The organism is Winogradskyella sp., from assembly GCF_965656915.1.
In the GTDB taxonomy this organism is placed as follows: Bacteria; Bacteroidota; Bacteroidia; order Flavobacteriales; family Flavobacteriaceae; genus Winogradskyella.
This window is the reverse complement of the sequence record NZ_CBFHMI010000067.1, coordinates 1-12,634: the sequence shown is the minus strand read 5'-3', so window position 1 is coordinate 12,634 and position 12,634 is coordinate 1. Positions and strand designations below refer to the sequence as shown.

Genomic DNA, 12,634 nt, shown 5'->3' with positions numbered 1-12,634 from the left:
GGTTAATCCAGCTCTTGCAGAATGCAATACATTCCAACGCGCAACACTGAGCTGTGCATGATGGCAAGCCGATCTTAAACCTAATTTTTTATTTTCGTCTAAGGCCGCAGCCATTATTTCTGGTTCAGCACCAAAAAATTTAATTCCATCTGCTCCGTTTTTAGCATTTGCTCTTACCCATTCACGTGCTTTTTCAGGTGTTGAAATTGGTGAATCATTCAATGGATTAAAGTTTTTGGTAGTTTGACCAAAGCCAGTGTATGCAAAAATACGAGGTGCTACAATTTCATTTTTCTCACTTTTCCGTTTTAAATCTAATGTCCAATCAATACTTCTACCACTAGGTTCTCTAATTGTTGTAATGCCATGGGCCATCCATAATTTAAAAACATAGTCCCAATCTGCTCCTTGGGAAACACCGCCAATATGACCGTGCATATCAATAAATCCTGGTAAAATATACATGCCTTTAGCGTCTAATTCTTTACCTCCAGGCTTTAGCTTTGGGCGATTACTATCTTTAATTTCTACTCCAGGATAACCAACAACTTGGATATTAATTATAATGTTGTTTTCTACAACAATATCTACTGGGCCTCTTGGTGGCGAGCCATCACCATTAATAAGAGTAGCGCCTCTAATAATAAGTTGATTGAAAGGACCTTCACCAATAGTTGGATTTTGTGAGAAGCAAATTGAAAAAGAAAATAGTAAGACTAAAAAGAAGGAAGTGGAAATTTGAGATTTCATAAGTCGTATTTTGAATGGATAGTTTTTTAAAAATACGGAATAAAATCTATTCGATAATTAAATGAGGAACTTCCTCTAAACTCCAGTCGATAACTAAGCCTTTTGCTAAGGATTTAGCTATATTTTTTCCATAGAGATGTTCGCTTAAATACAATGCAGCTTCAAATGATTTTGCTCCACCAGCTGATGTAATATACTTACCATCATGCACAAAAAGCACATCCTTTCTGATGTCTAAATCAGGAAACATTTCTCGCATTTTGTCAATATCACTTGGAAATGTTGTAGATACTACGTTATCGAGCAGGCCTGTTTTAGCTAAAACAAAAGCACCATCGCAATGTGAAGTTATGAATTGGGCTTCTTTATCAATCCTCTTAACGAAATCTATCATAATCTCATCTTCAAGGTCAGTGTCTAAATGATGTTCTGCACTGGGAACAACCAAAACATCAATCTTTGGAAGTGAATCTGTAACATAATTTAAGTCTGGTAGTAAACGTATACCTTCAAACGTTGTGATTGGTTCATCAGTATTTGCTATAGTGAATACATTCATAGCTTTAATCCCTTTTCTAAAAACAGTATGCTGAAAGATATCATAAGGCGCAGTCAATTCTGTATTGTAAGTGCCATCCATAATTAGAAATGCGACGTTGTATCGGTTAGGATCTAATTTTAGAAACTGTTTATCGTCTTTAACTTGATTGAGATTCTTACTATACGAGTCACTGCTTTGTTCTACCGAATTATTGCAATTAAATAAGAGAAATAAACTACTAATAGTTATGACTACGTGGTATTTGAGTTTTGTCATATTCGTTTTAATTAATGCGCCAAGGTGGATTCTTACGATTTTCTCCTGCACGATAAATTATAATATTGTTACCATCTAAATCTTTCAGACGAGCTTCATCCCAGAGCCAAGATTGTTTTAAAATTTCTGTATTAAAAGTAATACCTTTTTGTTCGAGGTCTGAAACTGTTTTTTCAAGATCATCAACTTCAAAATAAATTGATATACCATCATTCGGATTGAGTTGTTCAACTTTATGAATTGAAAATGTAGCATCACCATCTGGGCAAAGCAACCGAACATATTCTGGTAAGGCTTCGACTATGATTTTGAGTCCTAATGTTTTGTAAAATGCTACTGCTTTTTCCACGTCCAAGGACGGTATGGTCACTTGATTTAAATTCATAATTTACTATCAATATGATTCCCAATAATTTTGGCATGAATTCTAGAGTTTTCAATAAACCATTTGTGTGTTTCCATACCACCACAAATCACTCCGGCAAGATAGAGACCTGCAACATTAGATTCCATAGTTTCAGGATTGTAATTTGGAATGTGTTTTTCATCTTCAGAAAATTCAATTCCGGCTTCAGCTAAGAATTTAAAATTTGGTCGGTAACCTGTGAGCGCTATAACATAATCGTTAGGCAAAGTTAATTTGTCTTTTGGAGTTTCAATTACAATTTCGTTATCCTTTATTTCTTTAATTTGAGAATTAAAATAAGCTTTAATGCTACCTTCTTCGATACGGTTAAGAATATCTGGTCGTACCCAATACTTTACGCGTTCGCCAATACTATCACCTCTTATAATCATGGTAACGTTTCCGCCTTTTCGATAGATTTCTAAAGCTGCATCCACGGATGAATTACTCGCTCCAACAACTGCAATATCTTGTAATGTAAATGGATGCGCTTCTTTGTAATAATGAAACACTTTAGGCAGATCTTCACCAGGGACATTCAATAAATTCGGAATGTCATAAAACCCTGTAGCTATAATCACTTTCTTACTGTTGTAGAGGCTTTTGGTCGTCGTGACTTCAAAATAGTTTTCAAACTTTTCAATAGAAGCAACGTCTTCATACAATTTAATATTTAATTTTTTCGAAGTTGCCACTCTTCGATAATATTCCAAAGCCTCGTTTCGAGTAGGTTTTGGGTTGTTACTAATGAAAGGAATATCGTCAATTTCCAACTTTTCCGAAGTTGAAAAAAAGGTCATATTCAGTGGATAATTGAATAGCGAATTGGTTAATGCACCTTTTTCAATTACCACATAATTCCAGTTTCGTTTCTTGCATTCAAGAGCACAGGCAATTCCAATAGGTCCTGCGCCAATTATTAAAACATCAATATGTGTGTTTTTCATAGAATCCAAAATTATAAGATTTTAAGTAGTAATTACGTTAATTCATTGTTAGAAATTAGTACACGATTCAAATAATACAACAGTAAAACTCCAACAACACCCAATGCTACCATAATATACCAAGTATTATTAAATCCGAAAGCATCTATCAATCTCAATCCAGCATTATGCCCAAAGATGTGAGCAATGGAAAATGCCATAACATACATAGATAAATATTCACCTTGGTTTCCTTTCTTAGCTCTGTCAATAGCAAAAGCGTTTGAAAAAGGAAATGCAATCATTTCCCCAACCGTCATAAAAAGCATACCAATTAAAAGAATACCTATCCATGAGGTCAAATTAAGAACAAAGAAACTTAAGATAGTTAAGAGTAAACCTATTATTATCAACTTCACTTTCGTAAATCCAACTTGTTCTAACCATTTAATCAATGGCATTTCTAGCACAAATATGAAAAAGCCATTCAGTCCTATTAGAATACCGATTTCTAGCTCAGTCATAGCATGTACATCTTTATAATATAAAGGCATAGTTGAAAAGTATTGTAAGAATATAATTCCAAAAATAACCATAGCGAAAAAGAATATCCAGAATGGTTTGTCTTTATAAACTGATACAGGACTCTCAACAATTATATTGTCGACTGGTTTAGCAACTCTAGGATTTAAAACTTTTACAAGCAAGAGAGTGGCCATTATGCATGTAACTCCATCTACCCAAAATAATCCACCATAACCCATAGTTGTAATAATAAGACCACCAATTGCAGGTCCTGCTGAAAACCCTAAATTAATCGTTAATCTTATCAGCGTTACAGAACGTGTTTTGTTTTCTGGTTTACTGTAAACGCTCATAGCAACAAACATGGCTGGTCTAAAAGTATCTGCAACCACCATAACCAAGAATATGCCTAAACATACACTTTCAAAAGTGTTTAAAAATTGTAATGCAATAAATAGAAACCCTGTACTCAAAAGGCTACTTACCATAACTTTATAGTAACCAATAGTATCAGTAAGTTTTCCACCGATCCATGTACCAGCAACCGAACCTAAACCAAAGGCACTCATTATCCAGCTTACATCTGGAAATGTAAATTTTAGATTGTCGGTAAGGTAAAGTGATAAAAACGGAATTACCATTGTACCAGCCCTATTAACAAAGGTTATAAGTGCCAGCCACCAAACTTCTCTTGATAGTCCATCAAAAGTTTTGAGATAGTTTTTAAAGAGGGTTTTCATTTTGGTTGTTGTTATAAAAATAAAAAGTCCGACGGTTACGTCGGACTTTTAAATATTGTTTGATAAGATATAAGTATAGCTACAATAGATAATACATCCGAATGTTTTCTAAAAAAATCACACAGGTCTGCTTTGTATATCTATTAACTCGTAACATTATTTTTACTTGTTTAATGACTCAAAGCTACAATAAAATTTGATAAGTTGTATTTTTGAAGACTAAATCAACTTATAATGAAGAATTTATTAGTATTGTGTTTATTGTGTTTTTCTATTAGTTGCGCGCAAGATAAAAGAGCGTTAAACGAAGAAACAGATTGGCAAAAAGAAATGAATGCAGATTTTAAAGATGCCACTAAATCACCACTTAAAGATAAAGACAGAAAGAAATTTACGGGTTTAGATTTTTACAAGTTTGATTCAACTTATGTGGTTAAAGCAACACTTAAAAGAACACCAGATGCTAAGCCGTTTAAGATGAAAACCACAACGGAAAGACGACCTGACTATGTACAGTATGGTGTTGTAACATTCACACTGAAGGGAAAAGAATTTCAACTAAGCATTTATCAAAATCTTGGATTATTAGATGAAGAAGGCTACGAAGATTATTTGTTTTTACCATTCTTAGATGACACTAATGGTAATGGCAGTTATTCTGGCGGAAGATATACAGAAGCAAGAATACCCGAAGGTGATACCTTAATTATCGATTTTAATACCGCCTATAATCCGTATTGTGCTTATAATGAGAAATATTCTTGCCCAATAGTGCCAAGAGAAAATTATATTGCAACAGAAATAGAGGCTGGTGTTAAGGATTTTAAAAAATCGTAGATTACTTAACTAAATACATGCCGAAGAAAACGGCTAAAAACCCTACTATAAAACTTGCTACAGTGTAGATAGCAAAACTCATAAAATCACCTGATTTTAAAAACACATGATTTTCATATGCAAAGGTTGAAAATGTAGTAAAACCACCGCAAAAACCAGTTGCCAGCAATAACGTCTGACTTTGACTTAGTGTGTCATTCTTTGCAGCCATTCCCAGTATAATACCAATAAGTAAACTACCGATAATATTAGCAGCAAATGTGCCATAAGGAATTCCGGTATCTGAACTATTAAGCCATTTTCCGATGACAAAGCGAAGTGCACTACCAAAACCACCGCCTACAAATACTATGAGTAATTGTTTCATTTATTTTATTGGGATATAAATTTCAGTTTTCCAATCTGCAGGATTAGGATAATTCCCTGGATCGGTTGTATAAATTTCGAAAGGGTCAAGATCAGCCTGCTCTAAACCATTTTTCGCTATGTACTTCATTGTTGCCGCCCAAGCTTTAGAGAGATAGGTGTAATTTCCTGTGAGCGTGGTTTTTAAAACTTTAGTTTTTGGTATGAAATTTAGTGATACATCAGATCCTTCAGGAATATCTATACGTTGGTTAACAGGAATACCATTACTCATAATAACATTACCACTACTCATATCATTATATACTGTTAATGGCATACCAGATTGTTTAAGTCCTTTAGTACCCATAAACTCCATAACCGTTCCAAAATTTTCAGCCATTTTTGCACTCATATTTTGAGAATTTGCATTTGTGGTTTTGTATAAATAAAATCCGCCTCCATATTCTGTTATTCCATTTATTTCAATATTATGCCTGTTCATATCTTCTACAATAACACTATCCAATAAAGTCAAACTTCTTTCAAAATGAGGACCAATTTGTTGTTCCATACCTCCCATAACCGTGGAAAATGCCTTAAAAACAAATGGTAAGTGTTTACCAGTAATTGTCCATGTAACTTCGGTTATGCCATCTTCATTAGGTTTGAAATCCCAGGTAACATCTGAGTTAGGAAAATCACCAAATTGCATTTTTTGAGTTATACTAGAACTCGCTTCAGCATCGACAGTTTTCATTGTGCCAACACCATCATCATCTTCCCAAAAATATGAACCACCAATACCTTTAGTTTGGTCAGCCAGTGTAATTTTAGTCTCGGGATTCTCTTCAACCCAAGACGACCAAGATTCCCAATTTTTAAAATCAATGACATTATTATAAACCACAGGCTGTGGTGCATTAATAGTTTTTGTTCGTGTAACTTCAAAAGAATTTGGTTGAACTGCGATATAAATACAGAAACCAATAATGAAAATTAAAAGCAACAACAGTACATATTTGAGAGCTTTCATTTTTTGATTAGATTTAGTAGTTCCTCAAAGATACTAATTTTATGATATGTGATATTAGTGTTACATTTGTGTACAACTAAATAAATCTAACAACATGAAGTTAAAATCGATCTTTAAACTTTTCCTTTTAGCCTTAATTATTGTGGCTTGTAAGGATGATGCAAAACCAGAAGTTACAGAAAAAACTGAAACAGAATTCAGTTATAATGTAGAACAATTTGCAGATATCAAAATTTTAAGATATCAAATACCTGGCTGGGAAAATTTGTCACTTAAAGAACAAAAATTAGTTTACTATCTAGTAGAAGCTGGTTTAGCTGGTCGCGACATTATGTGGGACCAAAATTACAGACATAATCTTAAGATAAGACGTGCTTTAGAAAGTATTTATACTAATTATGAAGGCGATAAAAACTCAGCAGATTGGAAAGCTTTTGAAGTTTATCTCAAGAGAGTTTGGTTTAGTAATGGTATTCACCATCATTACTCCAACGACAAGTTAAAACCAGGCTTCTCTAAGGATTATTTGAATGATTTATTATTGGCTACTAACACTAAATTAGATGGTGAAGCATTTGATGTTATATTCAATGATAAGGATGCGAAAAAGGTGAATCAAGCAAAAGGTGTAGATAACGTTGCCTTATCTGCAGTTAATTTTTACGGACCAAATGTGACAAATGCCGATGTTGAAAAATTCTATGCAGCAAAGACATCTCCAAATCCAGATAGACCATTATCCTTTGGTATAAATTCTCAACTTGTAAAAGAAGACGGAGAATTAAAGGAACGAGTGTACAAGTCTGGTGGTTTATATGGTTCTGCAATTGATGAGGTTGTAAAGTGGCTAGAGAAGGCACAAGGTGTAGCAGAAAATAAGGCACAAGGAGATGCAATTGGTCTCTTAATACAATATTATAAAACCGGTGATTTACAAACATGGGATGATTATAACGTGGCATGGACAGCAGCTACAGATGGTAATGTGGATTATATTAATAGTTTTATAGAAGTTTACAACGATCCTTTAGGTTACACAGGTAGCTATGAAACTATAGTGCAGATCAATGATTTTGATATGTCAAAAAAGATGGCTGTATTATCAGAAAATGCGCAATGGTTTGAAGATAATTCTCCTTTAATGGAAGAACATAAAAAAGATAGTGTTGTAGGTGTAACTTATAAGGTGGTTACCGTTGCAGGTGAAGCAGGAGATGCATCTCCAAGTACACCAATTGGTGTTAATTTACCAAATGCAAACTGGATTAGAAAGGAAGTAGGAAGTAAATCAGTATCGCTTGGAAATATTATTAATGCTTACAATAATGCAGGGAGTAGTGGAAGACTGAAAGAATTTGTTCATGATGATCAAGAGCTGAAACTTGAAGAAGAATATGGGCAATTAGCTGATAAATTGCATACGGCTTTACACGAGGTGATTGGTCATGCTTCTGGTCAGTTAAATCCAGGTGTAGGTGAAACTAAAGAGACACTAAAGAATTATGCATCTACTTTAGAAGAGGGTCGTGCTGATTTAGTTGGTTTATATTATTTATACGATTCTAAGTTACAAGAACTTGGTTTAGTAGAGGATTGGAAAAAAGTAGGCATGGCCGCTTATGATGGCTATATCCGTAATGGATTAATGACGCAATTAATTCGTTTGAATTTAGGAGATGATGTTGAAGAAGCACATATGCGAAACAGACAATGGGTAAGTGCTTGGGCCTATGAGAAAGGGATGGAAGATAATGTTATTGAAAAAGTGACTAGAGATGGAAAGACCTATTATAACATTAATGATTATGATAAATTACACGAGTTATTTGGTCAGTTACTAAAAGAGACACAGCGTATTAAATCTGAAGGAGATTATGAAGCAGTAGAAGCTTTGGTAGAAGGCTATGGTGTTAAAGTAGAACAGGCAATACACGCAGAAGTTTTAGAGCGTAATAAACAATTTACATCAGCACCTTATAGTGGTTTTGTAAATCCTGTTTTAGTAACAGAAATGAACGACGCAGGTGAAATTACTGCCATTAAAGTAACACAACCAGAAGGTTACTCTAAACAGATGTTAACGTATAGTAAAAAGTACAGCCATTTACCTTTGGTAAATTAAAGCTTATACATTATAAAAAAGCAGTTATATAGACTATATGACTGCTTTTTTATGTAATCGTTTTATTATTTTCGGTAGATAGGAATCTTCAGCCCTACATATAAATCTGTTGTTTTTGAGCTGTCAGAAAGCAGATTGCTAAATACTGATCCAGAACCCACTGTAAGTGGACCAAACCTAAAACCTCCACCAAAAGCAAAATCACCATACTGTCTAAAACTTACTGGTGCATAAAAGCTAAACCATTTCGTTTCTAATCTCGGTGACAGGGTTACATTATTGATTATAGTATTTGCAAGCTGATTATCTTCTTTTATCATAGATAAATCTGCTTGTGCACTCAGAAACCATTTGTTGCTTAAACGATAATCTATTATCACATGTAATGCTGTAGGTAAGTTTATTTTAGTCGCCTTATTGCTTTCAGTATTATTGTAATTGTTGTCTAAAAAATCTTCAACATCGTCATCATAAGTAGATGTATCTACAGTATTGTTTAAATCGTAGGATGTTATAGTAGCATCTTTGTAATTGATAGACCCAATATCTGTTACAGAAATTCCAATTTTCAGCTTATATGGATCTTTATAGCTTCGTATAGTGTCACTTTCGCGATTAGGATGCCATTGATATGTAAAACCAATATCTAAGCCAAAACCAGCAGTGAGGTTACTAAAATCAATATCATCGTTATCAAAATCCTGTGATGTTCCATAATTAAGAGTTCCCTGAGTTGTTAAGATTTCAGTACTGGCAGTATATTGCCCTTGCAAACCGGGACTGCTTATAAAAGCAGCTCCAGCACCTTGTAAATATTTTAGAGTTACACCGCCTTTTAGTAAGTGATTTGGCTTATCCATTAATATTCTTCCATAAGCTAAGCCCACTTCAGCCCATGCATGAATATTTCCTGTTAAATTTTGAGAGTCAAAACTAAAATCGTCTTCAGAATCAAAATCATCCGCAATAGTTTCATATAATTCACCATTTATATCATTAATATTAAAAAAGGCTCTCGCTCTAGTAATTATTCCAATGCTACTTTTTGGTGTAAGGTTAAACATAAATGATGGTCCCATTGCATCTACATTTAAAAAGAAATTATTAGAGTCACTTGTCAATCTTTCTGCATCCTCTTCAAAATCAAAACCGCCATCAGAGCTTAGAATATCATTGATATTTATTCCAAAATAATCACTTCCACCAAAAAAACTAGCAGAAAATAAATTGATATCTGTTCTAAAATTAGAATCGACAACATTTGACGGATTATAAGTTACTCCATGTATGCCAGAAAAATTATCTATTGTATGACCAATATAGTTTTGGCCAAAGGAAAAGTTAATAAATAAAAGAAAAGCAATTAGTTTTAGTTTTTGGTTAGCTTTCATGAGTTTTGTTTTAATGATTAATAGTTTGCTTTTGTTGGTGTTTAGAATTAGGGGTTTTAGGTTGATTGTCGCCAAAAATTAGAAAAATTAGTTTATTTCTCCGAAATTTTGGCTAAAGGGTGAATAAAGCAGTTAAATTAATTTTTTTAACTAATAATCTTACTTAATAAATCCAATCAAGTGTATTAAAGACATGTGAATAATATTAAGATCGATTCTCATTACAGTTAGAAAATCTTAGTTATGTCGGTTTTTAGATGGTTTTTTTTATGCTTTAATAACTCAGCGATGGTAATTAATAACTCAGAAACATAGTTTACATAAATATAAACTTAACCACAGCAATCATAGCAATAAAACCAATGAAGGCAATTAGTATCCAGACTGTGCCTTTATAGTATTTCTTATGAAGAGGAAGATCTTTACGGTACTGATACCCAATTATTATAGCAAATGCTATAAAAAATAATAATCCAAAAATCAATTGACCAGTACTAAACATCTTCTTATTTTTATGCAAAAATAACAATTAAGACACTAATAATCTAAACACATATGCAAGATAAAATTAACGCTGTAAAAGCATTTCACGCGGCTTTTAAAATAGGATATAGAGAAACACCAAAAGCAGATTTAGGAATAGAAAAAAACATGTTGCGCTACAAGTTAATGCGAGAAGAAAACGAAGAATATTTAGAAGCAGCGAATGACAATGATTTAGTGGAGGTAGCAGATGCTCTTGGCGATATGCTTTATATTTTGTGCGGAACCATCATAGAACATGGTCTTCAACATAAAATTGAAGAGGTATTTAACGAAATACAAAGAAGTAACATGAGCAAATTAGGCGAAAATGGTGAGCCTATTTATAGAGAGGATGGTAAAGTTTTAAAAGGACCAAATTACTTTAAGCCGCACATTAAAGAAATACTAGAGAAATAAAAATTACTAGCAAACTTTAATTCTCCATCCGAAAGGGTCTTCCGTTTTATTCGTTTGTATGTCTGTAATACGTTTTTTAAAGAATGCACCATAAGTGTCATCTAACTCTGGTAACTGATAATCTTTACCCTTAAAACCAAACCCAGAAATAGGTGATACCACAGCAGCAGTACCAGCTCCAAAGAGTTCTTTTAGACTACCATTTTCAGAGGCTTCAATAAGCTCAGTAACTTTAATTTTTCTTACCTCTACATTAATACCTTCGGCCTCTGCAATTTTTAAAATACTTCTTCTGGTAATACCATCTAGTATTCTATCACTTGTAGGAACAGTTAGTAACGTATCATTTATACGCGCAAAAATATTCATTGCGCCAGCTTCTTCTATATATTCGTGTGTGTTATCATCAGTCCAAATAACTTGATGGTAACCTTTTTCCTTAGCTAACTGAGTTGGGTAAAACTGACCGGCATAATTCCCGCCAGCTTTTGCAAATCCTACACCACCATTAGCAGAACGCGAATATTTTTCTTCAATTAATACTTTAACCTTTCCTGAGAAATATGATCCTGATGGTGCAAATGCAATAATAAATTTATAAGAATCTGCAGGCGAAGCGTGAAATCCTTGACCTGTGGCAAACATAAATGGTCTAATGTAAAGTGCGCTACCTTCTGCTGTTGGAATCCAATCCTTTTCGACTTTAAGCAATTCTTTTAACCCATTCATAAAATAGCCTTCCGGTAATTCTGGCATTGCCAAGCGTTTGGCAGAAATATTCAGTCGGTTAAAGTTGTCAATTGGTCTAAATAAAAATACCTGTTCATTCTCATCTTTATAGGCTTTCATTCCTTCAAAAATTGACTGACCATAATGAAAAATCTTAGAAGAAGGCATTAATGATATGGGTTCAAAAGGTACGATTCTTGGTTTTTGCCATTTGCCATTTTCAAAGTCACACACAAACATGTGGTCTGAAAAATTTTTACCAAATTCTAAATTGCTAAAATCTACTGAATCAATTTTAGAAGATTCAGCGGTTTTAATTAAGATATCTTCCATGTCATTCTTCGCCATAAAAAGGTGAGATTTATTCTGCAAAAGTAATTAAACCTGAGCGTTAAAAAAAGGTAATATTCCCTTTAATTTTGTAAATTTGCATCCGTTAATAAATCTAATCAACAATTATAAAAATGAAAAAAATAATATTTGTATTAGCAATAGGGGTGGCTTTCGTTTCGTGTAAAAACGATAAGAAAACTACTGAAAAAGAAGTAGACGTTACTGTTGAAGACACAAGTAAAGACATGGCATATGCTTCATTTGGAATGGAAATTAATGACGCAGATGCGCTATCGAGTGATAGAATGATGGAACTTTACAAAACAATGAAACCTGGTGACACACTTAACTCTAAAATGACAGCGAAAATAGTAGAGGTATGCTCTAAAAAAGGATGCTGGATGACTTTAGATATGGACGGTGAAAATGAAGTGATGGTAAAATTTAAAGATTATGGTTTTTTTATGCCATTAAATGCTGAAGGAGATGTCGTTGTGAATGGTAAGGCTTATGTATCAGAAACTTCAGTTGATGAATTAAGACATTACGCTGAAGACGCTGGCAAGACAAAAGAAGAAATTGAAGCTATTACAGAGCCAAAACGCACATATTCATTTGAAGCTGATGGTGTTTTACTTAAACAATAAGACCCTCAAGCTTTTAGTCTTCTCATTTCTGGTGTTTGCAAGTTGTAAAAATGAGGAAGAGCCAGCAGTGGAACAAGTTGAAAAGAAG

13 protein-coding genes are annotated in these 12,634 nt (G+C 33.6%); 4 read left to right on the top strand and 9 right to left on the bottom strand.

Annotation, left to right across the window (positions count from 1 at the left end; genetic code table 11):
- From ACTG3Y_RS12130 to ACTG3Y_RS12110, 5 genes are all read right to left on the bottom strand, one after another.
- A partial coding sequence (locus ACTG3Y_RS12130; protein WP_439153188.1) for an amidohydrolase family protein occupies positions 1-750 on the bottom strand: 750 nt, incomplete at its 3' end.
- A gap of 46 nt (positions 751-796) precedes the next feature.
- Entirely contained in the window at positions 797-1,567 is a 771-nt protein-coding gene (locus ACTG3Y_RS12125; RefSeq protein WP_439153187.1) for a DJ-1/PfpI family protein, read from the bottom strand.
- A 7-nt stretch (positions 1,568-1,574) separates the two neighbouring features.
- The gene (locus ACTG3Y_RS12120; protein ID WP_439153186.1) at positions 1,575-1,952 is read right to left on the bottom strand and encodes a VOC family protein; all 378 of its coding nucleotides are present in this window, start codon (positions 1,950-1,952) and stop codon (positions 1,575-1,577) included.
- The gene (locus ACTG3Y_RS12115) at positions 1,949-2,920 is read right to left on the bottom strand and encodes a YpdA family putative bacillithiol disulfide reductase (RefSeq protein ID WP_439153185.1); all 972 of its coding nucleotides are present in this window, start codon (positions 2,918-2,920) and stop codon (positions 1,949-1,951) included. Before ACTG3Y_RS12115 ends, ACTG3Y_RS12120 begins: the two co-directional genes overlap by 4 nt.
- 32 nt (positions 2,921-2,952) lie before the next feature.
- Positions 2,953-4,164 carry an MFS transporter gene (locus tag ACTG3Y_RS12110; RefSeq protein ID WP_439153184.1) on the bottom strand — a complete coding sequence of 404 codons (1,212 nt, stop codon included), beginning with the start codon at positions 4,162-4,164 and terminating at the stop codon, positions 2,953-2,955.
- 234 nt (positions 4,165-4,398) lie between these two features.
- Here ACTG3Y_RS12110 and ACTG3Y_RS12105 point away from each other — a divergent pair, with 234 nt between their 5' ends.
- The gene (locus ACTG3Y_RS12105; RefSeq protein ID WP_439153183.1) at positions 4,399-5,001 is read left to right on the top strand and encodes a DUF1684 domain-containing protein; all 603 of its coding nucleotides are present in this window, start codon (positions 4,399-4,401) and stop codon (positions 4,999-5,001) included.
- A 1-nt stretch (position 5,002) separates the two neighbouring features.
- Here the strand turns inward: ACTG3Y_RS12105 and crcB are convergent, their stop codons facing one another.
- Together crcB and ACTG3Y_RS12095 are read right to left on the bottom strand one after the other, a co-directional pair.
- Positions 5,003-5,368: a fluoride efflux transporter CrcB gene (gene crcB / locus ACTG3Y_RS12100; RefSeq protein WP_439153182.1), complete on the bottom strand. Its 366-nt coding sequence runs from the start codon at positions 5,366-5,368 to the stop codon at positions 5,003-5,005.
- Complete coding sequence (locus ACTG3Y_RS12095) at positions 5,369-6,382, bottom strand: SRPBCC family protein (protein WP_439153181.1); 1,014 nt, start codon at positions 6,380-6,382, stop codon at positions 5,369-5,371.
- A gap of 94 nt (positions 6,383-6,476) precedes the next feature.
- On the opposite strand from ACTG3Y_RS12095, the gene ACTG3Y_RS12090 reads away from it, so the two are divergent.
- Positions 6,477-8,504 carry a dipeptidyl-peptidase 3 family protein gene (locus tag ACTG3Y_RS12090; protein ID WP_439153180.1) on the top strand — a complete coding sequence of 676 codons (2,028 nt, stop codon included), beginning with the start codon at positions 6,477-6,479 and terminating at the stop codon, positions 8,502-8,504.
- A 65-nt stretch (positions 8,505-8,569) separates the two neighbouring features.
- Here ACTG3Y_RS12090 and ACTG3Y_RS12085 read toward each other — a convergent pair whose 3' ends face one another.
- Positions 8,570-9,895 (bottom strand): DUF5723 family protein, encoded by a 1,326-nt coding sequence (locus tag ACTG3Y_RS12085; protein WP_439153179.1) that lies wholly within the window; start codon positions 9,893-9,895, stop codon positions 8,570-8,572.
- Between the two features lie 555 nt (positions 9,896-10,450).
- On the opposite strand from ACTG3Y_RS12085, the gene ACTG3Y_RS12080 reads away from it, so the two are divergent.
- On the top strand, positions 10,451-10,837 hold the full coding sequence (locus ACTG3Y_RS12080; protein ID WP_439153178.1) for a hypothetical protein: 387 nt from the start codon (positions 10,451-10,453) through the stop codon (positions 10,835-10,837).
- A gap of 6 nt (positions 10,838-10,843) precedes the next feature.
- Here the strand turns inward: ACTG3Y_RS12080 and ACTG3Y_RS12075 are convergent, their stop codons facing one another.
- Positions 10,844-11,914 (bottom strand): branched-chain amino acid aminotransferase, encoded by a 1,071-nt coding sequence (locus tag ACTG3Y_RS12075; protein ID WP_439153177.1) that lies wholly within the window; start codon positions 11,912-11,914, stop codon positions 10,844-10,846.
- Between the two features lie 116 nt (positions 11,915-12,030).
- On the opposite strand from ACTG3Y_RS12075, the gene ACTG3Y_RS12070 reads away from it, so the two are divergent.
- A complete protein-coding gene (locus tag ACTG3Y_RS12070) occupies positions 12,031-12,546 on the top strand; it encodes a DUF4920 domain-containing protein (protein WP_439153176.1) in 516 nt (171 codons plus the stop codon).
- Positions 12,547-12,634 lie beyond the last annotated feature (88 nt).

What these genes read in the sequence shown, in the direction of transcription:
- ACTG3Y_RS12125 (WP_439153187.1), bottom strand. Translation starts at nt 1,567, where the DNA reads ATGACAAAACTCAAATACCACGTAGTCATAACTATTAGTAGTTTATTT.
- ACTG3Y_RS12120 (WP_439153186.1), bottom strand. Translation starts at nt 1,952, where the DNA reads ATGAATTTAAATCAAGTGACCATACCGTCCTTGGACGTGGAAAAAGCA.
- ACTG3Y_RS12115 (WP_439153185.1), bottom strand. Translation starts at nt 2,920, where the DNA reads ATGAAAAACACACATATTGATGTTTTAATAATTGGCGCAGGACCTATT.
- ACTG3Y_RS12110 (WP_439153184.1), bottom strand. Translation starts at nt 4,164, where the DNA reads ATGAAAACCCTCTTTAAAAACTATCTCAAAACTTTTGATGGACTATCA.
- ACTG3Y_RS12105 (WP_439153183.1), top strand. Translation starts at nt 4,399, where the DNA reads ATGAAGAATTTATTAGTATTGTGTTTATTGTGTTTTTCTATTAGTTGC.
- crcB (WP_439153182.1), bottom strand. Translation starts at nt 5,368, where the DNA reads ATGAAACAATTACTCATAGTATTTGTAGGCGGTGGTTTTGGTAGTGCA.
- ACTG3Y_RS12095 (WP_439153181.1), bottom strand. Translation starts at nt 6,382, where the DNA reads ATGAAAGCTCTCAAATATGTACTGTTGTTGCTTTTAATTTTCATTATT.
- ACTG3Y_RS12090 (WP_439153180.1), top strand. Translation starts at nt 6,477, where the DNA reads ATGAAGTTAAAATCGATCTTTAAACTTTTCCTTTTAGCCTTAATTATT.
- ACTG3Y_RS12085 (WP_439153179.1), bottom strand. Translation starts at nt 9,895, where the DNA reads ATGAAAGCTAACCAAAAACTAAAACTAATTGCTTTTCTTTTATTTATT.
- ACTG3Y_RS12080 (WP_439153178.1), top strand. Translation starts at nt 10,451, where the DNA reads ATGCAAGATAAAATTAACGCTGTAAAAGCATTTCACGCGGCTTTTAAA.
- ACTG3Y_RS12075 (WP_439153177.1), bottom strand. Translation starts at nt 11,914, where the DNA reads ATGGCGAAGAATGACATGGAAGATATCTTAATTAAAACCGCTGAATCT.
- ACTG3Y_RS12070 (WP_439153176.1), top strand. Translation starts at nt 12,031, where the DNA reads ATGAAAAAAATAATATTTGTATTAGCAATAGGGGTGGCTTTCGTTTCG.